This is a genomic window from Afipia sp. GW822-FHT03D08, from assembly GCF_058801645.1.
Map to the genome: position 1 here is coordinate 2,154,216 of NZ_JBXANK010000001.1, position 21,893 is coordinate 2,176,108.

Annotated in this window: 22 protein-coding genes; 8 read left to right on the forward strand and 14 right to left on the reverse strand. The window is 62.3% G+C overall.

Annotation, left to right across the window (positions count from 1 at the left end; all coding sequences use genetic code 11):
• Window positions 1–38: 38 nt before the first annotated feature.
• Window positions 39–950 carry a 5'-methylthioadenosine/S-adenosylhomocysteine nucleosidase gene (locus tag AC1RM7_RS10660; RefSeq protein ID WP_492837841.1) on the reverse strand — a complete coding sequence of 304 codons (912 nt, stop codon included), beginning with the start codon at window positions 948–950 and terminating at the stop codon, window positions 39–41.
• A 181-nt stretch (window positions 951–1,131) separates the two neighbouring features.
• On the opposite strand from AC1RM7_RS10660, the gene AC1RM7_RS10665 reads away from it, so the two are divergent.
• Entirely contained in the window at window positions 1,132–1,986 is an 855-nt protein-coding gene (locus tag AC1RM7_RS10665; protein ID WP_492837839.1) for an SDR family NAD(P)-dependent oxidoreductase, read from the forward strand.
• A 193-nt stretch (window positions 1,987–2,179) separates the two neighbouring features.
• Here the strand turns inward: AC1RM7_RS10665 and mbfA are convergent, their stop codons facing one another.
• Window positions 2,180–3,157: an iron exporter MbfA gene (gene mbfA / locus AC1RM7_RS10670; RefSeq protein ID WP_492837837.1), complete on the reverse strand. Its 978-nt coding sequence runs from the start codon at window positions 3,155–3,157 to the stop codon at window positions 2,180–2,182.
• A gap of 204 nt (window positions 3,158–3,361) precedes the next feature.
• Between mbfA and AC1RM7_RS10675 the strand changes: the two genes are divergently transcribed.
• A complete protein-coding gene (locus AC1RM7_RS10675; RefSeq protein WP_492838076.1) occupies window positions 3,362–3,682 on the forward strand; it encodes a DUF6968 family protein in 321 nt (106 codons plus the stop codon).
• Window positions 3,683–3,750: 68 nt separating this feature from the next.
• On the opposite strand, the gene AC1RM7_RS10680 is transcribed toward AC1RM7_RS10675, so the two are convergent.
• A complete protein-coding gene (locus tag AC1RM7_RS10680; RefSeq protein WP_492837835.1) occupies window positions 3,751–4,314 on the reverse strand; it encodes a type 1 glutamine amidotransferase domain-containing protein in 564 nt (187 codons plus the stop codon).
• A gap of 248 nt (window positions 4,315–4,562) precedes the next feature.
• On the opposite strand from AC1RM7_RS10680, the gene AC1RM7_RS10685 reads away from it, so the two are divergent.
• Window positions 4,563–5,465 (forward strand): hypothetical protein, encoded by a 903-nt coding sequence (locus AC1RM7_RS10685; RefSeq protein WP_492837833.1) that lies wholly within the window; start codon window positions 4,563–4,565, stop codon window positions 5,463–5,465.
• A gap of 98 nt (window positions 5,466–5,563) precedes the next feature.
• On the opposite strand, the gene rpoD is transcribed toward AC1RM7_RS10685, so the two are convergent.
• A complete protein-coding gene (gene rpoD, locus AC1RM7_RS10690) occupies window positions 5,564–7,711 on the reverse strand; it encodes an RNA polymerase sigma factor RpoD (protein WP_006022092.1) in 2,148 nt (715 codons plus the stop codon).
• Window positions 7,712–7,998: 287 nt separating this feature from the next.
• Complete coding sequence (gene dnaG, locus AC1RM7_RS10695; RefSeq protein ID WP_024919939.1) at window positions 7,999–10,032, reverse strand: DNA primase; 2,034 nt, start codon at window positions 10,030–10,032, stop codon at window positions 7,999–8,001.
• Window positions 10,033–10,171: 139 nt separating this feature from the next.
• On the opposite strand from dnaG, the gene AC1RM7_RS10700 reads away from it, so the two are divergent.
• Window positions 10,172–10,786, forward strand: coding sequence for a cysteine hydrolase family protein (locus AC1RM7_RS10700; RefSeq protein ID WP_024919938.1), 615 nt, complete (start codon window positions 10,172–10,174; stop codon window positions 10,784–10,786).
• Window positions 10,787–10,788: 2 nt separating this feature from the next.
• Here AC1RM7_RS10700 and AC1RM7_RS10705 read toward each other — a convergent pair whose 3' ends face one another.
• Genes AC1RM7_RS10705 through AC1RM7_RS10715 form a run of 3 tightly spaced genes read right to left on the reverse strand, consistent with a single transcriptional unit; the run spans window position 10,789 to window position 12,968 of the window.
• Window positions 10,789–11,187, reverse strand: coding sequence for a gamma-glutamylcyclotransferase family protein (locus tag AC1RM7_RS10705; protein ID WP_006022098.1), 399 nt, complete (start codon window positions 11,185–11,187; stop codon window positions 10,789–10,791).
• Between the two features lie 21 nt (window positions 11,188–11,208).
• On the reverse strand, window positions 11,209–12,030 hold the full coding sequence (locus AC1RM7_RS10710) for a transglutaminase-like domain-containing protein (protein ID WP_006022099.1): 822 nt from the start codon (window positions 12,028–12,030) through the stop codon (window positions 11,209–11,211).
• Window positions 12,024–12,968, reverse strand: coding sequence for a transglutaminase family protein (locus tag AC1RM7_RS10715; protein WP_081758674.1), 945 nt, complete (start codon window positions 12,966–12,968; stop codon window positions 12,024–12,026). Before AC1RM7_RS10715 ends, AC1RM7_RS10710 begins: the two co-directional genes overlap by 7 nt.
• A 68-nt stretch (window positions 12,969–13,036) precedes the next feature.
• On the opposite strand from AC1RM7_RS10715, the gene AC1RM7_RS10720 reads away from it, so the two are divergent.
• A complete protein-coding gene (locus AC1RM7_RS10720) occupies window positions 13,037–13,849 on the forward strand; it encodes an N-formylglutamate amidohydrolase (RefSeq protein WP_024919936.1) in 813 nt (270 codons plus the stop codon).
• 119 nt (window positions 13,850–13,968) lie between these two features.
• Here AC1RM7_RS10720 and AC1RM7_RS10725 read toward each other — a convergent pair whose 3' ends face one another.
• Together AC1RM7_RS10725 and AC1RM7_RS10730 are read right to left on the reverse strand one after the other, a co-directional pair.
• Window positions 13,969–14,946: a DUF3592 domain-containing protein gene (locus AC1RM7_RS10725; protein WP_024919935.1), complete on the reverse strand. Its 978-nt coding sequence runs from the start codon at window positions 14,944–14,946 to the stop codon at window positions 13,969–13,971.
• Between the two features lie 3 nt (window positions 14,947–14,949).
• The gene (locus tag AC1RM7_RS10730; protein ID WP_024919934.1) at window positions 14,950–15,564 is read right to left on the reverse strand and encodes a LysE family translocator; all 615 of its coding nucleotides are present in this window, start codon (window positions 15,562–15,564) and stop codon (window positions 14,950–14,952) included.
• A gap of 129 nt (window positions 15,565–15,693) precedes the next feature.
• On the opposite strand from AC1RM7_RS10730, the gene AC1RM7_RS10735 reads away from it, so the two are divergent.
• Genes AC1RM7_RS10735 through AC1RM7_RS10745 form a run of 3 tightly spaced genes read left to right on the forward strand, consistent with a single transcriptional unit; the run spans window position 15,694 to window position 16,980 of the window.
• Window positions 15,694–16,008 (forward strand): ArsR/SmtB family transcription factor, encoded by a 315-nt coding sequence (locus AC1RM7_RS10735; protein ID WP_024919933.1) that lies wholly within the window; start codon window positions 15,694–15,696, stop codon window positions 16,006–16,008.
• Window positions 16,001–16,462, forward strand: a complete 462-nt coding sequence (locus AC1RM7_RS10740; RefSeq protein WP_024919932.1) for an SRPBCC family protein — start codon at window positions 16,001–16,003, stop codon at window positions 16,460–16,462. Before AC1RM7_RS10735 ends, AC1RM7_RS10740 begins: the two co-directional genes overlap by 8 nt.
• The gene (locus tag AC1RM7_RS10745) at window positions 16,462–16,980 is read left to right on the forward strand and encodes an SRPBCC family protein (RefSeq protein ID WP_024919931.1); all 519 of its coding nucleotides are present in this window, start codon (window positions 16,462–16,464) and stop codon (window positions 16,978–16,980) included. Before AC1RM7_RS10740 ends, AC1RM7_RS10745 begins: the two co-directional genes overlap by 1 nt.
• Before the next feature lie 135 nt (window positions 16,981–17,115).
• On the opposite strand, the gene AC1RM7_RS10750 is transcribed toward AC1RM7_RS10745, so the two are convergent.
• From AC1RM7_RS10750 to AC1RM7_RS10765, 4 genes are all read right to left on the reverse strand, one after another.
• Window positions 17,116–18,726 (reverse strand): acyl-CoA synthetase, encoded by a 1,611-nt coding sequence (locus AC1RM7_RS10750; RefSeq protein ID WP_024919930.1) that lies wholly within the window; start codon window positions 18,724–18,726, stop codon window positions 17,116–17,118.
• 185 nt (window positions 18,727–18,911) lie between these two features.
• Complete coding sequence (locus AC1RM7_RS10755; RefSeq protein ID WP_006022108.1) at window positions 18,912–19,367, reverse strand: GatB/YqeY domain-containing protein; 456 nt, start codon at window positions 19,365–19,367, stop codon at window positions 18,912–18,914.
• Between the two features lie 72 nt (window positions 19,368–19,439).
• Window positions 19,440–20,141, reverse strand: a complete 702-nt coding sequence (locus tag AC1RM7_RS10760) for an alpha/beta fold hydrolase (protein WP_006022109.1) — start codon at window positions 20,139–20,141, stop codon at window positions 19,440–19,442.
• Window positions 20,142–20,283: 142 nt separating this feature from the next.
• Complete coding sequence (locus tag AC1RM7_RS10765; protein WP_024919929.1) at window positions 20,284–21,876, reverse strand: AMP-binding protein; 1,593 nt, start codon at window positions 21,874–21,876, stop codon at window positions 20,284–20,286.
• Between the last annotated feature and the right edge of the window lie 17 nt (window positions 21,877–21,893).

Below are 21,893 nucleotides of genomic sequence, written 5' to 3' on the forward strand. Positions count from 1 at the left end.
CATTGCTTTTGAACAACACGCGGGACGCGGACGCCCGCCTACTTCGGCACCGCCTTCAAAAACGCCCGCAGCACAGCGACGGAATTCTCCGACGCCAGCTTCTCGAAGGTCTGCATCTCGTTCTCGCCTGCGCCGCCGCCGGCAAGGTCCGACAACGAGCGGAACGCCAGAAACGGCACGGCATTGGTCGCCGCCACATGGGCGACGGCGGCGCTTTCCATGTCCAGCACCTGCGCCTTGAAGGTGTCGAACGCCCAGGTGCGAAACGCGGCATTGTCGACAAAGGCGGTGCCCGAGACGCCATTGCCGCCGACCACCACTTTCGGCGGATGAACGAGACAGGCGGCCTCGATGCAGCGCTTGAGTTCGACGTGAGAGGTGGCCGTGCGCGCGATCTCGAACAGCTTGGCGTCCACCGGAATCCAGAACTGCCGCTCGGGTTTGTCCACGCCGTCGCGCGGTACCTTGACGCCGCGCGCGAAGATCATCCCGTAATTGGGAAATTCCTGCTTCGACCACGACGGCAGTTGAAAGCCCTGCGGCGTCTCGCGCGCCAGAATGGTTTCGAGATACTGGCCCCACTGCTGCGAAACCACGACGTCGCCGATGTTGAGCGACGGATCGACCCCGCCGGCGATGCCGGAAAACAGGATGGCGCGCAGATTGAACCGGTCGATCGCCATCTGCGCCGTCATCGCGGCATTCACCATCGAGACGCCCGACAGCACCAGCACGACATCGTGCCCCTCGACGCGGCCGGTGACGAAATCGACGCCCTTTTCCTTGTGCGAGACCGGCTGCTCCACGACGGCAAGCAGCGCCTGCCATTCCGGCTCGAAGGCCGAGAACAGCGCGATGCGCGGCGCGGTGTCGATCGGCTGGCTGGCCGCGCGGGCAGCAACAGGCATGAGGGCGAGAAGCGAGATCAGAAGCAGGCGCAGGACAGGCATCGGGCTACCGCATTGATGACAACGACCCGACATTATCCAAGATGCGCGCGCTCTGCTACGCTTCACACAGATTTGCTGCGCCGATATGCGGCGCGCGACACAATCGCGCTCACAAACGAATCTAAATTAATAGCCGCGCTGTTTCATCTCGCCCGTGCCCGAAAAATCCCGGAGAAGCCACGTGTCCCATGCCGCCCTCGCTCCGAATTCCGTCGCCGTGATCACCGGCGGCGCCTCCGGCATCGGCCTTGCCGCCGCCAGTCATTTCGCAAAACTCGGCCTGAAGGTCTGCATCGCCGATCACGACGACGAGAAGCTGGCGCGCGCAGCCGAGCTGCTGACCTATGTCGCGCCCGGCGGCAGTGACAGCATCATGTCGCTTGCGGTCGACGTCAGCCATCGCGCGGACATCGAGAAGCTGGAAGCCGCCGTGCTCGGGCGGTTCGGCGGCACCGACGTGCTGATGAACAATGCCGGCATCCAGCCGGGCAGCGCGATGTTCGGACCGCTCGATGCGTGGCAGCGCGTGCTCGGCGTGAACCTGTGGGGCATCGTCAACGGCACGCAGGTGTTCGCGCCCAACATGATCGCGCGCAGGCGGCCGGGGCTGATCATCAACACCGGATCGAAACAGGGCATCACCACGCCGCCGGGCGATCCGGCCTACAATGTCGCCAAGGCCGGCGTGAAGGCGTTCACCGAGGCGTTGCAGCACGAACTGCGCAACACGCCCGATTGCCGGATCAGCGCGCATCTGCTGATCCCCGGCTTCGTCTTCACCGGGCTGACCGCGCGCGGGCGCACCGAGAAGCCCGCGGGCGCGTGGACCGCGGAGCAGACGGTGGACTTCATGATCGAGAGTCTCGCGCGCGGCGATTTCTACATACTCTGCCCCGACAACGACGTGCCGCGCGCACTCGACGAGAAACGGATTCTCTGGGCCGCCGGGGACATCACCGAGAACCGGCCGCCGCTGTCGCGCTGGCATCCGGATTATGCGGAGGCGTTCAAGCGTTTCGTGGACGGCGTGACGTAACAAACGCATGCGCTCAGCATGCGGCTACCCGTCATCCAGAGGTGCGAGCACCGCAGGCAAATTTATGCAGCCTGCGTAAACTTGGCTGCGCGAGCCTCGAAGGATGACGGATCGTGACATGCCGTCGCCCTTCGAGGCCTCCGCTTCGCTTTGGCACCTCAGGGTGACGGCGCGTTGTGCTCCAGGTCAGCGCTTAAGCGTTGCCGATGAAAATGCCGGCCGCGAGCACCAGCGCGCCGCCGAGCACCACCTGAAACGCCGCGCGCAGGAACGGCGTTTCCATGTAGCGGTTCTGAATCCACGCGATCGCCCACAATTCGCAGAACACGACGATGCCCGCGATCGCCGTCGCGGTCCAGAACTGCGGGATCAGATAAGGCAGGGCGTGGCCGAGACCGCCCACCGTGGTCATCAGCCCCGATGCGAGGCCCCGTTTCAGCGGCGATCCGCGCCCGGAGATGACGCCGTCATCATGCGCGGCTTCGGTGAATCCCATCGAGATGCCGGCGCCCACCGACGCCGCGAGGCCGACGGTGAACGTGGTCGAGGTCGATTGCGTCGCGAACGCCGTGGCGAAGATCGGCGCCAGCGTCGACACCGAACCGTCCATCAGGCCCGCCAGCCCCGGCTGCACCCATGTCAGCACGAACTGACGCCGCGCCTTGGCGTCTTCCTCGCCGCGCGCGCCCCCCGTCAGCGTGGTGACCTGAAGCTCTTCTGCGCGATGTTCGTGCTGACGCTCCGCGGCGGCGAGATCGCCGAGCAGCTTGCGCGTGTCGGGATCGGTCGAGGCCTGCGCCGCGCGGACGTAGAAATTGGCGGCATCGTCCTCCATCCGCTCGGCCTCGGCGCGGATGCGCTCGAGGCCAAGATTTTCCACCAGCCAGGTCGGCCGGCGCGAATAGTAACCCGCCACATGCTCGCGCCGGATCAGCGGGATCACCTTGCCGAAACGCTTCTTGAAACGGTCGATCAGCAACTGGCGATGGCCGTCTTCCTCCGCCGCCATCTCGTCGAACATCGCCGCCGTCGCCGGATACTGCGCGCGCAACTGTTCGGCATAAGTCGCGTAGATGCGCGCATCGTCCTCTTCCGATGAGATGGCAAGCGCCAGCACCTCGGCTTCGGAGAGATCGCTGAACTGCCGCCGCGCGGCAAAGCCCTGAAACATGGGGTAAACTCACTTTAGAACTATTCTAAAGTGAGTTTTAGCGGGGTTTGGGGTGGGAGGCAATGGTCGTGGCGATTGGCTGCCAAGCAAAATTCGCGCGTCTGTATGCGCAGTCTGACATTCTCACGCGATGGAGCGCTATGCTGAGTGCCGAACCGATCGTCCCGCTCCTCCCTCAGCTTTTGAAGGTTTTCCGTGCTGACGATGACTCGAACACTACGGCTCTCGGACGAAGCCGCAATCGCCATTCCGGTGCGCGTTTTCATGCCGGTGCAGGAAGATAGCGATTGGTCATGCGTTTTTTCGATTGGCTGGCCGGAGCGAACATTGGAGCGCAAGGTGTTCGGCATCGACGCCATCCAGTCTCTGGAACTGGCGCTGCGCATGATCGGCACCGAGTTGTACACGAGCGAGTATCACAAGGCCGGACGTCTGATGTGGCTCAGGCCCGGCGCGGGCTATGGTTTTCCCGTACCCAACATCATACGTGACACATTGATTGGGGAAGATCGGGATTACTTGTAAACCAAAACGGCGGACCTTTCGGTCCGCCGTTTTGTTTCGAAGCGCATGCCCGGCACGCGCCGCGGCCGTCAGGCCGCTTTCCGCTCGTGCTTGCCTTCGCGAATTTCCTCGATGATCTTTTTCGAGAAGGCTTCGAGATCGCCCGGATTGCGCGAGGTGATGACGCCCTGATCGGTCACGACCTCGCTGTCTTCCCATTTGGCGCCGGCATTGATCACGTCGGTCTTGATTGAATTATAGGACGTCATCCTGCGGCCCTTGGCGATGCCGGTCTCGATCAGCAGCCACGGCGCATGGCACACGGCGGCGACCGTCTTGCCGGAATCGTAAAACGCCTTGATCAGCGCCAGCGCGTCCTTGTTGACGCGCAACAGATCAGGATTGATCTGCCCGCCCGGCAGCACGATGGCGTCGTAATCGTCGGCCTTCGCGCCCGAGAGCGGCTTGTCCACCTTGACCGGGCGGCCCCAGTCCTTCTTGTCCCAGCCTTTGATCTCGCCGCTTTCCGGCGAGACGATATCGACCTGCGCGCCCGCGGCTTTCAGCCTGTCGCGCGGAACTTCGAGTTCCGATTGCTCGAAACCGTTGGTGGCGAGAATGAGGATTTTCTTGCCGTTGAGCTCTCCGGCCATGTTGGTCTCCTTTTGAATGTGTGGATCGGAGACAACGTGGAGAGGCGGAGATGGTTGCGGGGGAGGACGGGGGTTTGGGCGAGGTTTATGAGCTTGAGACGCCGTCGCTCTCCCTGAGCCGGCGGATGCCGATGAAGTGATTATGCGAGGCGGCGGTGAAAATAAGTTATATCGATACGAATAGGTGCGTATTAAAGCTAGGGGAATAGCTTTTTTTCGTCCAAACACTTGTAATCGGAAGCAATTTAATGGCTCATTTTAAGATGCAAGAGAGGGATCTGGACCTCTTTTTGCTTGAAGAGTTTTACAGCAATAGCGAATTTTGTGATTGGTTCTCAAAAAAACTAGGACTCCACGGCTATTCATTTGCGTCTGCTGAACATTCGGTATCAGCAAAAGCAAACGCGAAATGGGGCGAAACAGATGTTCTCGTTTTTCTAAAAAAGAACGAAGAGACGCTTGCTGTTCTCATTGAAGATAAAATTGCCGCCGAATTCATGGAGCGCCAGGCGGACCGCTATCATGAGCGTGCTCGCGCGATTCTCGATGATGGCCGTGCTGGGAATTATAAGACAGTTCTCGTTGCACCCTCGGTCTATATCGCAACTGTTCCGCAGGATGACAAATGGGATAAGAAGCTAACCATTGAAGACTTGCGAGACTGGTTTGCCACCTCAAGCACTCCACATGCCTGTTGGCGTAAAGAAGCGTTGAGTGAGTGTCTGTCTCGCGTTGATCGAGTTGTGAAGATTGGAAGACAGGAGACTTTGCAATTTTCGCAAGAGTTCGCTTCGTTTTTACGCACCCAACCGGGGGACTTTAGTCACAAGCCGACTGACGATAATTGGGGCCTCATTATAACTTTCCCAAAGAGGCCCACGAATATGCAGTTCACTTGGAAAATTGGAAAAAGTTGTGTCGATTTGACATTCTGGGGACCATACGTTGGAAAGGCGCAGCATATTCCTATCCCCGTTAATATCAGACCGGAGTTCGCTCACAGTAAACAAAAAAGCGATATGTTTAAGATCGATGTTCCTTTCGTCGATGTATCTACACCTCTCGAAGGTCAGCATGAAGTTCTCGCTGCGGTAATGACCGCGCTTTATGAACTTATTGCATTTGCGGGTCTTGTATCGCTTTCTGATTGAAGGATAGGTTTTGCAATTAAATGAAAACGGCGGACCTTTCGGCCCGCCGTTTTGCATTCTAGTCCCCGCCTTCGCGGGGACGACATCGTGAGAGGCGCTCAGTTATCAAGGAACGAGCGCAGCTTCCGTGACCGGCTCGGATGCTTCAGCTTGCGCAGCGCCTTCGCCTCGATCTGACGGATGCGTTCGCGCGTCACCGAGAACTGCTGGCCGACTTCTTCCAGCGTGTGGTCGGTGTTCATGCCGATGCCGAAGCGCATGCGCAGCACGCGTTCCTCGCGCGGCGTCAGTGACGCCAGCACGCGGGTCGTGGTCTCGCGCAGATTGCTCTGGATCGCCGCGTCGATCGGCAGCACCGCGTTCTTGTCCTCGATGAAATCGCCGAGATGTGAATCCTCCTCGTCGCCCACCGGGGTTTCGAGTGACAAGGGCTCCTTGGCGATCTTGAGAACCTTGCGCACCTTCTCCAGCGGCATGCCGAGCTTTTCGGCGAGCTCTTCCGGGGTCGGCTCGCGGCCGATCTCGTTCAGCATCTGGCGCGAGGTGCGCACGATCTTGTTGATCGTCTCGATCATGTGCACTGGAATGCGGATGGTGCGCGCCTGGTCGGCGATCGAGCGGGTGATGGCCTGACGGATCCACCACGTCGCGTAGGTCGAGAACTTGTAGCCGCGGCGGTATTCGAACTTATCAACGGCCTTCATCAGGCCGATGTTGCCTTCCTGAATGAGATCGAGGAACTGCAGGCCGCGGTTTGTGTATTTCTTGGCGATGGAAATCACGAGACGCAGGTTCGCCTCGACCATTTCCTTCTTGGCCTGACGGGCTTCGCGCTCGCCCTTCTGCACGCCGTGCACGATCTTGCGGAATTCGCCGATCTCGAGACCGGTGAGGCCCGCAAGCTGCTGGATCTCGTGGCGCAGTTCCTTGATGCGGTCCTTCTCCACCGCGACGAAATTCTTCCAGCCCTTGGCGGCCAGTTTCGAGACGCGGTTGAGCCAGCGCGGATCGAGCTCCGAGCCCTGATAGTTGCGCAGGAAATCCTCGCGGCCGACGCCATGGCTGTCGCCGAGGCGGAACAGGCGGCCCTCGAACGACACCAGCTTCTTGTTGATGTCGTAAAGCTGCTCGACCAGCGAATCGATGCGCGCCTGGTTGAGCCGCAGCGACTTCACCTCGACGACGATCTCGTCCTTCAGCTTCTTGTACTTGCGCTCCTGCGCCGGCGAGAGCGTCTCGTTCTGAAGCTGGTTCTGGATGTCCTGCTCCTGAAGACGGCGCAGCTTCTTGTACTCGGAGGCGATCTTGTCGAAGGTCTCGACCACCTTCGGCTTCAGCTCGGCCTCGATGGCCGCGAGCGACATCTGGTTCTCGAACTCGTCGTCCTCGTCCATGTCCGCTTCGGCGGCGGCTTCGCTGGGGTCCTTCGCGGCGGCGTCGCCTGCGGGCGCGGGACGGAACGGCGTCGGCGACGGCGGCGCGGCCGGCGCGGCGGCAGCCTGCGCGGCGGCGATCACCTGCACGGTGCCGTCGGCATTGATGATGGCGTTGGTCGGCTGACCGTCAGGACCCGTGGGGCCCGCGATCATCGCCGGGTTCATGTTGTTCTTGGCGTCGGGACCGGCGTAGGTCGCTTCGAGATCGATGATGTCGCGAAGGAAGATCTTTCCTTCGTTGAGTTCGTCGCGCCAGATGATGATGGCCTGGAAGGTCAGCGGACTTTCGCAGAGGCCCGCGATCATCGCCTCGCGGCCGGCCTCGATGCGCTTGGCGATGGCGATTTCGCCCTCTCGCGACAGCAGCTCGACGGTGCCCATTTCGCGCAGGTACATGCGCACGGGATCGTCGGTGCGCTCGCCGGGCTCGGACTTCTTGGTTTCGGTGACGGCCTTGGAGGTGACCTCGACGAGTTCGTTATCGGTCTCGTCGTCGGCCTCTTCCTGCTTCTCCTCGTCCTCGTCGGCGGCGTCGTCGGACTCGGATACGTTGATGCCCATGTCGGAGAGCATCGCCATGATGTCTTCAATCTGTTCGGGCGAGGTGGTGTCGGACGGGAGCACTTCGTTGAGCTGATCGAAGGTCACGAAGCCGCGCTTCTTGGCCTGCTTGATCATCTTCTTGACGGCGGCATCGGACAGATCGAGCAACGGCGACGGAGCGTCCGCGCCATCTTTCTCAGGAGTGTCAGCGGCCTTCTGATCCTTGTCTTTGTCCTTGATCGCTGCTGTCTTTGCCTTGATGGCCATTCACTGCTCCTGAAACGCGCTCACGACGTAGGCCCACGGCCTGCGTTGAATCTGACTACCGCCAGTGCCCCGTATCCGACGTTCGTTCAACGTCAGAACCGGATCACTAGGTGCGGAAAGGGCGGCGCTTTTGAGGGCACCACCCGGGCCGAAGATGTAGGTATGGCCGAAGGCCGTTAAGCTACGATTAACCCTGTTTTTGCGGGTAAAAACCCGGTTTGGCGAGTCTTTTTAAGGCCTTGGCGCCGACATAAAACCCCGGCGGAGGCCTTGCCGCATCATTTTCGTCACACGCTGCGCTGGAACCGGCCGGAAGATTCGCCGAAACCCTCAATCAGCGCGTCAAGGCCGTCCACGTCAGCAAGCCGGGCTTTCACATCGCGCAGCCAAGCCTCATTGGACTCGCTGCTGTCCTGCCCCAGTGCCTGCTCGGCATCCTTGAGTTCTCTAAGTAAGGAGTGGGATTGGCGATGCAAGACAACAAGTTGATGCCAGGTCGAAAGAACATCCTCTGCCGCAGCGCCGGCCTGCGTCCCCCAGACGCTCTTGGTGGTCAGTGCCCGCTCAACCCTTTGAATCTGCTCATCATATCCGTTTGCCGTGAGCCAGGTCCGGATCCGGGTCCGTTCGGTCTCCAGATCGTTGGTCGGGCCATAATTCGCAAAGGCCGTCACGATCCCGGCGCGCAGCTTGTGGGCCTCGGGATGGGCCAGCTCCAGGGCGGTGATTTCCTCCAGATGATCGTGCAGCAGCCAGGGGTGGTTGAGCAGCGATTGCAGGATCAGGGCCTCCCGCCGGGAGATGGAACTGCGCTGGCCGCGCATGATCGAGGAACCCGCCAGTTGGGGGCTCGCGACCTGGTAGGGCGACCGGTTGATGGTGCGCGGGCCTGTGGATAGTCCGCCCCGCGCGTCGCTCCGTCCGGCCCCGCCGGGCGCAAACGGCGGGCGCTGCTGAAAACGCCGCCCTGATTCGCCGCCGAAGCCGCCCTGATTGGGGCCCCGGAAACCGCCGCGCGCGCCGCCCTGATACCCGCCCTGATAGTTTCCTGGCGGCGCGAATGCATTGCGCAGCCGCTCGGAAAAATCCTGCTTGTAATAACGCCGCACCACCTCGTCGCGGATGCCGTTGGTCAGTTCGTTGATGCGCGCTTCCAGCGCCGCGCGGCGCTCTGGCGTGGCGAAGCTGCCGCCTTCGATCTCGCGCGACCACACGATGTCCGCCAGCGGCTTGGCCTGCGCGATCACTTCCTCGATCGCGCCCCGCCCGCCGGAGCGCGCGAGATCGTCAGGGTCCTGTCCTTCCGGCAGCAGCGCGACACGCAGGCTTTTTCCCGGCTTGAGATGCGGCAGCGCCAGATCCGCCGCGCGGAATGCCGCGCGCTGTCCGGCGCCGTCGCCGTCGAAACACAGGATCGGTTCATCCGCCATCTTCCAGAGCAGCGCGAGCTGGTTCTCGGTCAGCGCGGTGCCGAGCGGGGCGACCGCTCCGGGAAAGCCGGTGGTGACCAGCGCGATCACATCGACATAGCCTTCGGCGACGATGAGCTGCGCCCCATCATGGGCGGCCTGCCGCGCGGTGGCGAGGTTGTAGAGATTGTCGCCCTTGTGAAACAGCGGCGTCTCCGGCGAGTTCAGATACTTCGCGGGCACGTCCTTTTCGAGCGCGCGGCCGCCGAAGGCGATGACGCGGCCCCGCGCGTCGGTGATCGGAAACATCACGCGATCGCGGAAACGATCGTACGGCACCGGGATGTCGTCGCCTGCGATCAGAAGCCCCGCCTCGACCATGTCCTCGACCGGAATGCCGAGCTTGCCGAGATGCTCCTTCAGCGCAAAGCGTTCGCCCGGCGCGTACCCAAGACGAAACTGCAATTGCGTCGCGGGCGAGATCGCGCGGTCGCCGAGATAGCCGCGGGCTTTCGCACCATTGCGCGAGGCCAGCGTGTCGGCGAAGAATTTCGCGGCGAGGTCCATCACATCGTACAGCGTCTTGCGGCGCTGCTCGTGACGCGCGGCGTCAGGCGTCACCGCCGGAAGCGGCATGCCGGCCTGCGAGGCTGCGACCTCCACCGCCTCGATGAAGCCGAGGCCTTCGGTCTCCATGATGAAGTCGAAGATGTTGCCGTGCTTGCCGGAGGCGAAGCAGTGGTAGAATCCCTTCTGGTCATTCACCGTGAACGAGGGCGTCTTCTCCTGCTTGAAGGGCGAGAGTCCCTTGTACTCCTTGCCCGCCCGCTTCAGCTTCACGCGCTTGCCCACGACTTCCGAAACCGGAAGCCGGGCGCGCAGTTCTTCGAGAAATTGGGGCGTGAATCGCATGGAATCGGGCAGCCTCTGCAACCGACCATCAATATAGGCTTCCTGGGTCCATCCCCCAATGAAAGCCGGATTGTCCCGGCTATTCACAGCCCTTATGGTCCGGCCCCGGTTCCGGATTACTCAACGAAAGCAAGAAAATATGGCTCCCGCTCCGAAATCCCTCCTCCAGATCGCCGGTGCGCCGCTGCATCCGAGCGCGCTCGATACATCCGCCCTCGTCATCATCGACGCCCAGCTTGAATACACGAGCAAGGGCAACCTGCCGCTGGACGGTGTCGATGCCGCCATTGTCGAAGCCGCCAAACTGCTGAAGCTGGCGCGCGAGCGCGGCGTGCCGGTGTTCCATATCGTGCAGCACGCGCCGTCGGGCCGCCCGCTGTTCGCAGAGGACGGGCCCACCGCCGCGATCGTGCCGCTGCTCACACCGGCAGCGGGAGAAGTCGTGGTGCGCAAGACGCTGCCGAATTCGTTCGCGGGCACTGATCTCGACGCACTGGTGAAGAGCACCGGCCGCACCGAACTGATCCTCGCGGGCTTCATGACCCATATGTGCGTCAGCGCGACCGCCCGCGCCGCGCTCGACCTGAAATACCGCACCACCGTTGTCGCCAACGCCGCCGCGACGCGCGACCTGCCCGATCCGCTCGGCGGCATGATTCCCGCCAGCGTCGTCCACCGCGTGGCGCTGACCGAACTGGCGGATCGTTTTGCGATTGTCGTGAAGGACACCGCGGCACTGACGGCCGTGTCGTAACCTTACGACTCCACCTCGTCGAACCGGCCGGACTTGATCCGCTCCCGGTTCTCGAGGGACCAGTTGTAGACATACATCCACGCCTCGACGACGGTGCCATCGGCCAGCGTCATTTTCTGAAGCTTGCGCAGATACTGGGTCGGCTCGGCATCGTCCGGGCCGCAACCCTCGTAAGCGTCGAGCGCCGTCAGAATCTCCGGATCGCGCAGTTCGAAGACATCTCCATACGCCCACTCATCCGGCTGGGTGGACGGAACGACGCCCGGATAGTGCGTGATGCGATAAAGGCGGCCGTTGTAGCGCGCCTCGCCGAGACATGTGGCACTGGCCGCCAGCTTCGCCGCCCATGGATGCCGCGAACCACGCCTCAGGGTGCCGTAGACAAACAAACGCTCGGTCATTGCAACTGTTGTCCGGGCTTCTTAGCCGGCCTTGGATTCGGGAACCTCGTCACTCACGATGACGAACTTGTTCAGCACCATCTGCCCGAAGGTCGTCGAGATTGCAACGTCTGCCGCATCACGGCCGGTGGCCATCAGGATGCGGCCGATCCGCGGCTTGTTGTGCCGCGCATCGAAGGTGTACCACTTGCCGGAAAGATAGACCTCGTACCAGCCGGACAGATCCATCGGCGCGGGATCGGGCGGAATGCCGATGTCGCCCATGTAGCCGGTGACATAACGCGCCGGGATATTCATGCAGCGGCACAGCGTCAGCGCCAGATGCGCAAAATCCCGGCAGACGCCCTGCTGTTCTTCAAAGACATCGAAGGCGGACTTGGTCGGCCGCGCCTGCTGGTAGTCAAACCGCACATGGTTGTGCACCCATGTATTGATCGCCTGCACGCGCTCCCACCCGGGCGGCGTGTTGCCGAACTGCGACCACGCGAAATCGGTGAGGCGATCCGTCTCGCAGTAGCGGCTCGCCATAAGATAAAGCAGCACTTCGTCGGGCAGTTGCTCGACCGGCATCTGCTGCGCTTCGGGGACGACCGCATCCGGCAGGCCGGTGTCGCGCACCAGCGCGTCGCCGCGAAACGTGATGCCGCCCGGCGGGGCCGTGAGCCGCCCGCAGATGTTGCCGAAGCTGTCGTGATAATAGCGGATCCGCACGTTCGGCTCGGTGATGATCGTCTCCTCGCCGACAATGTCCCTGGCGCGCGAGGGATGAATCCGCATCATGATCACCATCGGCGTTTCGGCGACGGCGCCGTACGAAATCTCGAATCCAACTCTGATCAGCATGCAGCGGCTTCCTCCAGATCTTCCCCGACCGAGAGGACGTGAATGGTGACGTCCATGCCAAGGTGGGCGTCGGCCGGCCCCATATAAGTGCCGTGCAACGGGACGGCCTGTTGCGGATCGCGGGCCACCGCCACGCGAATGAGATCGCGGCTGCCGACAATGCCGTTGGTCGGGTCGAACTCGATCCAGCCCGCCCCCGGCAGATAGGCCCGCACCCAGGCATGGGTGTTGCCGCCGCCGACATAGCCATGGGCCTCGTCGCCCGGAATGAAGATGTAGCCGCTGACGAAGCGCGACGCGATGCCGAGTCGTCGCAGCGCCTCGATCATAAACAGCGCGAAATCGCGGCAGGTGCCCGACCCGATACTCAGGGTATCCAGCGGATGCTGGGTGCCGTGCTCGTGGCGCTTGCGATAGCTGAACGACTCCCGGACGCCATGGGTCATGCCGACCAGCAGGTCGATCGTTTTGGTGCGGCTTCCGGCGCTCAGAAACTGCCGCGCCCACGCCGCCAGCGCGCCGTCGGGATCGCTGTATTGCGGGGTCATCGACGGTGCGAGGTCGGTCAGTTCGTCATGATCGTAGAAGAACGGGTAGTAATAGGCCTGGTCATCCGGGGTCAGGACGATATTCTTGAGCGGATAGTGATCAACGGTGACGGTCGAGTCGAACACCAGCCGGTCCGACACGGTGTCGAAATCGGCGATGGCGACGCTGTTGCCGAAGACATCGTGAATGCGGCGCAGCGAAGACGGCTGTGGCCAGATGTCCAGCCGCTCCGACAGCACACGGATGTCATGACCGTCGCGCGGGCGCAGCATGATCCGGTGTTCGCCGAACGCCACCGGCCGGTCGTAGCGATACTCGGTCTTGTGATGAATCGTCAGCAGGGGCATCGTCTTGTTCTGGCCGATTGAATTCGTCTGCGAATCGTACATGCTGTTTTTGCTGCATTTCCGGCTAATTGTTGGGCTTGAATGCCGCTGTGATAGGCAACGAAAGCAAAATGGCCCTGCCCGCTCCAGCCGACACCTTACGACTCCTTGAGGACGACGAAGTTCCGCCTGTGCTTGAGGAAAATCCCGGCAGCCGCTCGCCGTTCTTTTTCACCTGCGATCACTACGGCCGCCTGATTCCGCGGGCGCTCGGCGATCTCGGCGTCCACGCCGGCGAACTGGAGCGGCACATCGCATGGGACATCGGCATTGCCGAGGTCGCGACCTGGCTTGCGAAGGAAATGGACGTGCACCTGATCGCGCAGCGCTATTCGCGCCTCGTGATCGACTGCAACCGGCCGTTCGACAGCCCGGGCTCGATCCCGCTGATCAGCGAGGCGACGGAAATTCCCGGCAATGGCGGGCTCACCCGCGAGCAGGTCGCGGAGCGGCGGCGCGCGGTGTTTCTGCCCTATCACTCACGCATCGCGCAGGCGCTCGACGCGCGCAAGGCCAGCGGCCTGCCGACCATTCTGGTGTCGCTGCATTCGTTCACGCCGGTCTATGCCGGCATCGCCCGGCCCTGGCACATCGGCACGCTGTACAACCGCGACGACCGGCTGCCGCATCTGTTGCGCGACAAGCTGCGCCTTGAGGGAGATCTCGTGGTCGGTGATAACGAACCTTATGCGGTGAGCGATGCGACCGACTACACCATTCCTGTGCATGCCGAAAAGCGCGGGCTGATGCATACCGGCATCGAGATCCGGCAGGATCTGATCAGCGACCAGTCCGGCCGGCATCAATGGGCGGAGCGGCTGTCACGTCTCCTGCGCGAGATCGAGGAAGGCCTGCACGCGAGGAAACTGATGCCCGCCGAATGAGGCGCAGGTCAGCGACGAAAGCGTCATCACTTTGCGGCCACGATCCACGATCCACTACCTCTCCCCGCATGCGGGGAGAGGGAGGAAAACCGCGATCCAATCGACCGTCATCGTCTCGTCTAGCCCTTGATCGCGACGAAATACGCGATGCCCCAGATCGCGATCGCAGACAGCCAGAGAATCCAGACGCCGGGTGTGCGCGTCTCCAGCACCGCCTGCGACGGATTTTCCGGATTGACGTGAACCTCGACACTCTTGCCGTTGGGATATTTCTTCGCGACACGCTCCATCATCCAGCGCGATGTGGATGAGACCTGCCCGTCGTAGGACGCCTGCGAGCTGGTGTAATCGATGCCGTTGTAGCGATAGGAATACAGCACCTTTGACTGGAATTTGGTCGTGCCGTGCGAGTGGCCTTCTTCGGGCGCCGCGCGAAATTCCTCAAGACCGGAGGTCTTGATCCTGCCCTGCACCACCGGCCATTTTTTCGCAAGCGACGCCTGACGCTGAAACATCAGCGCGAACAGCGCGATCGCGGCACCGAATGCACCCAGCGCCACGGTCATGCCCGACATTTCGGGGCTGGCTAGTCTGGTCGAGACGAAATCGGTCAGCTTGTGAAAGCCGATCGCCGAGCCGAACACCAGCACGACCGCTATCGCCACCATCCAGCCGATGCAGCCCCACACTCCCTTCGGCATGTCGCGCTCAAGCACGGCCTCGCCGCGCTTGTTGGGATTGTAATAGACGGTCACGGCGTTGCCGACAGGATAGCGCGCGAGTGTTTCCGCGACCTCGAAATTTCCGCGGTCCTCACCGATGGTGATGCGGTTGTTGCGGTAGGTCTGCCCGGCGACGGAGTATTCGTAGGTAACGTTGGCGAAGTTGCGATCCTCGAAACGGTGCCCCGCCTCGCGCTCGCTGTCGATCACCTTCACCTGTCGCACCTCGGGTTTCGAGATGACGACCTTGCCCGGCGTGCTCGGCCAGTCGCTGGCGGCGCGGACTTCCAGATATTTGTAGATCGCCGCGAATACGATGAGGCCAACCGGCGCCAGCAGCATCGCATAAACGAACCACGGAATATCCGGCAGCATCGGTTACCTCGCCCGCGTCAGGGCAAGCCACATGCCGCCGCCGATCATGAAGCCGCCGGAGATGCGCGACACCAGCCGCACCCGCCGCGCCGACAGCAGCTTGCCCGCACGGCCCGCCAGCAGGGCGTATGCGCCGTCGGACAGCGCCGCGATCACCGTGAAAGTGATGCCAAGCAACGCCACCTGCGGCAGGTGATCCTGATTCATATCGACGAACTGCGGAATGAACGCGCCGAAGAACACCAGCACCTTCGGATTGCTGAGCAGCACCAAAAATCCCTGAAGGAAGAATCCGCCGCGCGGCGGCGGCGGCGCGTCGGTCGCCGACAGCGCGCCGGTCGAGCGGAACAGCTTGATGCCGAGCCAGACGAGATAGGCAGCACCTGCGAACCGCACCCACTCGAACCAGTAGCCCATGGTCGCCATCAGCGATGTCAGGCCCACGGCGATGATGCCGATGATGATCACAAGCCCCACCTGCGCCCCGGCAATGTTGGTGAGTGCCGCGCGCGTGCCGTAGCGAAGACCGTTGGCAATGACGAGCGTGACGATCGGGCCCGGCAGGATCGCGAGTGCGACACAGGCGGCGACATAGGCAAGATAGACCTGAAGCGACATGAAATTCCCCGATGCGAGAGACCGCATCAAAGGATCAGACGCTGCGCAAATGCAACCGGTTCAATTCCACCGCAAATGATTTCGGGCGACGCTTGACAGGCAACCATTTGGTTGCCTATTATTCTGACCATGGACGAGGTCTTCAAGGCACTGGCGGATGCATCGCGGCGCTCACTGCTGGACCGGCTTCACGTCCGCAACGGGCAGACATTGCTGGAGCTTTGCGATGGTCTCGCCATGACGCGGCAGGCCGTGACCAAGCATCTCGGGATACTCGAAGACGCCAATCTCGTGACCACGCTCAGGCACGGCCGCGAGAAACTGCACTACCTCAATCCCGTTCCGATCCACGAGATCGGAGAACGATGGATCAGGAAATTCGAGCGCAGCAAACTCGCCGCGCTCAGCGAACTCAAACGTCAACTGGAGAAGCGTGATGCGTAAACCCGAATTCGTCTATGTGACCTTCATCAAGACCACGCCGGAGAAACTCTGGCATGCCCTGACTAATACGGCATTCACCGAGAGCTACTGGTTCGGCTGTAGCCTGCATTCCGACTGGAAGGTCGGCTCCCGCATGCACATGGACAGGTTCGGCAAGGTGGTGAACGAGGGCTTCGTGCTCGAATCCGATCCGCCGCGCCGGCTGTCCTATAGCTGGCTGTCGGTTTTCGACGCGGAGATGATCAAGGAGCACCCTTCCCGCGTGACGTTCGTGCTTGAGCCAAGCAACGGCGCGGTCAAGCTCACCGTGACCCACGAGGATTTCGCCGAGGACAGCAAAACATTGCCGAGCATTTCCGAAGGCTGGCCGCTGGTCCTCTGCAGCCTCAAGAGCATTCTTGAGACCGGCAAGCCGCTTGATTTCGAAATGCCGCGCAGCGCGGAGAGCGCGTGATGGACATCGGCAAATTCAAACCCTCGCTGGTTTACACGATCTACATCGCCTCGACGCCCGAGAAGGTGTGGGAAGCGCTGACGTCCGCCGAATACAGCCGGGACTATTTCTCGGGCTTCGGCGTCGAGGTCGAGGACAGAGTGGGCGGCGCGTTCGTGCTTCGCGCGCCGGACGGATCGGTCCACATCAGCGGCGAAGTGGTCGCCTACGACCCGCCGCGCAAGCTGGTCATCACCTTCAACGTCAACTGGCCCGGCCTGATCGAGGCGCTCGGCGAAACACTGGTGACCTACGAGATCGAACAATCAGGAGAGTCGGTGCGGTTGACCATGACCGAGGCGAACGAGCGCGAGATCGATGAGGACATTCTGTCCGGCGGACGCGCGGGCTGGCCTGCCATTCTCTCCAGCCTCAAGAGCGTGCTGGAAACCGGCAAGCCGCTGTCGATCAAGATGGAGCCGCCGAAGCGAATGCTGGAGGCGCTGAAGCGGCTCGGCGTGAAAGTGCCGGGGATGTAACTCCCTCGCCCCGCTCTTGCGGGGAGAGGGTTGGGGTGAGGGGCAAATCCCGCACCAAACAAATAAAAAACCCCTCACCCGGATTGCTCCGCAATCCGACCTCTCCCCGTAGAACGGGGAGAGGTGAAAAAGCGACTACCCCAGCGTCCGCAATTCCCGCCGTAGCACCTTGCCGGTGGCCGTCATCGGCAAGGTGTCCGCGAACTGGATGTGGCGCGGATATTCGTGGGCGGCGAGTTGCACCTTGACGAAATCCTGAATGTCCTTCGCCAGCGCGTCGCTCGCGGTGAATCCCGGACGCAGTACGATCCACGCCTTGATCGCTTCGGTGCGGATCGGATCGGGAATCCCGACCACCGCGGACATCGCCACCGCCGGATGCTTCATCAGGGTATGCTCGATCTCGGCGGGACCGATGCGATAGCCCGCGCTGGTGATGACGTCGTCCTCGCGGCTGACGTACCAGAAGTAACCGTCATCATCCTGCACGCCGAGATCGCCGGTGAGGAGGAAACCGTTCGCATATTTCTTCGCAGTGGCCTCCGGGTTCTTCCAGTATTCGATCATGGTCACCGGATTGGGCGCGCGCACCCCGACAATGCCGCGTTGATTGCGCGGCAATTCCTCGCCATGCTCATTGACAATGCGCACATCGAATCCCGGCGTCGGCTTGCCCATCGAGCCTGGCTTGATCGGAAACAGATGGGAATTGTTGGCAAGGACCAGATTGCATTCGGTCTGGCCGTAGATCTCGTGCACATCGACGCCGAAGGTGGCGCGCACCCACTCGATCAGTTCGGCGCCGAGCGACTCGCCGCCGGAGAAGATGCTGCGCAGCTTCACGCCACTATGTTTGACGTCGGCCTGACGCATCAGCTTCAGTGCGGTGGGCGGCAGGAACACATTGCGCACGCCGTGATCGGCCATCAGTTGCATCGCTGCCTGCGGCTCGAATTTTTTCGCGCGATAGCCGAGCATCGGCACGCCGTGATACCACGCCGGGAACAGCGCATCGAACAATCCGCCAATCCAGGCCCAGTCCGCCGGCGTCCACATCAGGTCGCCGGGCTTGGGAAAGAAGTCGTGCGCCATCTCGACATTCGGCAGATGGCCGAGCAGCACGCGATGGGCGTGCAGCGCGCCCTTCGGATTTCCGGTCGTGCCTGACGTATAAATGATGATCGCCGGATCGTCGGGGCTGGTATCAACGGTCTGGAAATCCTCGGACGCATCCTCGATCGACTGCCAGAACGATTTCGCACCGGCATGGACCGCGCCGCTGGTGACATAGATGTCCTGCAGGTGAGGCAGGCGCTCGCGGATCTTCGACAGCTTCTCCCAGCCGCCCTCGTCGGTGATGACCGCCCGCGCCCCGCTGTTGGACAGGCGATATTCCAGTGCGTCCTCGCCGAACAGGGTGAACAGCGGAACGGAGATCATGCCGGAGCGGAACGCGGCGAGATGCGCGATCGGCAATTCCACCGACTGCGACAGGAACACCGCGACGCGATCGCCGCGCCTGAGGCCATCGGCCTTCAGGACATTGGCAAAGCTTTTCGACAGCGCGCTGATCTCGTCGAACGACAGCTTCTGCGTGCCGCCGTCCTCATCCACATAGATCAGCGCCAGCCTGCCGGAGCCATCCGCATAGCGGTCGCAACACGCGGTCGCGATGTTGAAGCGCGCCGGAATGTCCCAGCGGAAGTTGTTGTAGAGATCGTCGTAGGTGTCAGCTTGAGGGAGCATGGCGGACATTTCCTCCGCGGCGGATGGTCCACCGTCTTTTTTACCTCTCCCCGTTTACGGGGAGAGGTCGAAGAACGAGCGTAGCGAGGTCTTCGGGTGAGGGGCAATCGCTGAGCCAGCCCTCACCCGCTCGCCTGAAGGCTCGCGACCTCTCCCCGCAAACGGGGAGAGGTGAAGAAAAGCAATCAACCCGCCAGCGCGGCCTTCACGAGGCCGCTGGCCTTGCCGAAATCCATCTGGCCGGCGTACTTCGCCTTGAGCGCGGCGATCACCTTGCCCATGTCCTTCATGCTGGCGGCGCCGGTCTCGGTCACGATGGCGGCAATCGCGGCCTTCACCTCGTCGTCCGACATCTGCTTGGGCAGATAGGCGGAGATCACCGCGATCTCCTCGCGCTCCTGCGCCGCGAGTTCGGCGCGGCCGCCCTTGTCGTAAAGCTCGACCGATTCCTGGCGCTGCTTGATCATCTTTTGCAGCACGCCGAGAATGTCCTCGTCGCTGAGCGGCGGCTTGCCCTGCCCGCGCGCCTCGATGTCCGAGTTCTTCAGCGTCGAGTTGATCATGCGCAGCGTCGAGAGCTTGCGCTCGTCCTTCGCCTTCATGGCGTCCTTGACGGCGTTGTTGATGGCATCGCGCAGCATCGGTCTCTCCCTCGCGGCAAATCGGATTGCCGTTCATTTAGGGCGTTTTGCCAGCCCGCACAACCAACGCCGTCACATCTCCAGCCAGTCGAGCAGCGCATCCGTCACCGCCTGCGGCTTCTCGAGTTGCGTCAGATGACCGCAATCCTGGATGGTGACCAGCTTCGCACCCGGAATGCCGTTCGCGATCTCGCTCGACGCATCGGGCGGCATCATGTTGTCGGTGTCGCTGGTCAGCACCAGCGTCGGGCACTTGATCGTCGCCAGCGTTGGACGGGAGTCGATGCGCCCCGAGATCGCCTCGAGCTGCCAGACGAAGGCATCGGGACCGACATCGTCCGCCATGTCGAGGACGATGCGGTGCAGGTGCTCGTCGCGCGCCAGCGCGGGATGCACGAAGTTCGCAAACAGGCGATCCATCACGGCACGATAGCCGCCCTGCTTCACTTCGTTGATCATCGCCCGCCGCTTCTCGGTGAGCTCCGGCATTTCGGGCCGCGCCGATGTGTTCAGGAAGGCCAGCCGTGAAATGCGCTCCGGAGCCTGCCGGAACATTTCAAAGATGATGTAGCCGCCCATCGAATGGCCCGCGAGCGAAAAGCGCAGCGGCGCCTCGGCAAGGATGCGCCGCGCGATTGTCGCCATGTCGCCGCCGCGGGCATGGTTGGCGATGACCACCGGACCTTGCCGCCACAGCGACGGAATCTGCGGATCGTAAATCCGCGGCGAACATCCAAGACCGGGCACCAGCACGACGGGAAGCGAATTGAGCATGCGAACCTTCCTGTTCCGTCATTGCCGGGCTTGACCCGGCAATCCATCACTTGAAGAGCTTTTCCTAGGATGGATGCGCGGGTCAAGCCCGCGCATGACAGCCTGAGTATGTCTCACATATCGCGAGGCCGAATCCTCTCCACTACGCCACGCCGCGCTTGCGGCCTTCCCAGTACGGCGCACGCAGCGCCTTGCGGTCGATCTTGCCAAGACCGGTCACGGGAATGACCTCGACGAAATCGATGGTCTTCGGCGACCATGGCGCGCCGCGCTTGTCTTTCACATGGGCCTGCAACTCGGCGACGCCGCTGTTGGCGCCGGCTTTCAGCACCACGAAGCCCTTCACTGCCTCGCCCCACTTGTCGTCGGGGATGCCGATCACGGCGGCGGACGCCACCGAGGGATGCGACATCAGCGCATCCTCGACCTCGCGCGGATAGATGTTGAAGCCGCCGGAGATGATCATGTCCTTGGTGCGGTCGACGATATAGAAGTAGCCCTCCTCGTCCTTCACCGCGACGTCGCCGGTGTGCAGCCAGCCGCCTTTCAGGGTTTCGGCATTCGCATCGGGACGTTTCCAGTAACCGTCCATCACCAGCGGACCGCGCACGCAGATTTCGCCGGGCTCGTTGACGCCGACCTCGCGCATCTCCGCATCGAACAGCTTGACGTCCACGAACGGGCTGGCGCGGCCGCAGGAGCCGAGCCGCTGCGGCTTGGTCTCGTCATGGTCGATCTTGCGCATCGAGGTGATGCATTGCGGCGCTTCGGTCTGGCCGTAAAGCTGCACGAACACCTTGCCGAAAATCTTCATGCCCTCCAGCAGGCGATCCGGCGACATCGGCGCGGCGCCATAGACGATCATCTCCAGCGATGACATATCGTGACGCTTGCGCAGGTCTTCGTTGTCGATCAGCGCATAGATCAGCGTCGGCACCAGGAAGGTCGAGTTGATCTTCTCCGCCGCGACAACGCCCGCATAGATTTCGGGCTCGAAGCCCTGCACGAGGCGCATCAGGCCGCCGCGCATCATCACCGGAAACAGCGTGACACCGGCGGCGTGGCTGATCGGGGTCGCGGCGAGGAAGCGGATCTGCTCGGGCCAGTCCCAGTCCGAATAGAGCAGCAGCGTCATGGTCACCAGCGCGCGGTGCGGCAGCATCACGCCCTTGGAGCGGCCGGTGGTGCCGCCGGTGTAGGCGAGAAACGCGATCTCGTGGGACGAGCTTTCATCGACCAGCGGCGCGGCTTTCACGGTGGCGAGGTCCGGCATGATGTCGCGCACGCCGTCCATCGGCCCGATCGAGTAGAGATTCTTGAGCGACGGCACCCGGCTCTTGATCGCCATGCCGCGCGGGCCGAACTTCGCACCCTCCACGATCAGAAGATCGATTTCGGCATCCTCGATGATGAAGGCGTGGTCGTCCTCCGCCGCCATCGGGTGCAGCGGCGTGTAGCGCACGCCCATCACCAGCGCTGCGCAGATCGCAGCCCAGGATTCGGCGCGGTTGCTGGCCAGAATGGAGAGCGCACTGCCCTTCTTGAGGCCGAGCGAGCGAAACAGGCTGATGAACCGGCCGATGGTGTCGCCGAGTTCGCGGTAGGTCCACCGCACCTTGCCGTCGGCAATGGCAGGCTGGTCGGCATACCGGCCCACCGCATTGACGATCAGATTCCCGATCGTTCCGCCCGAATGAAGGTGATGCAATTCCGGCGCGGTGCCCGTTGAACTCATAAAGTATGTCTCCTGCC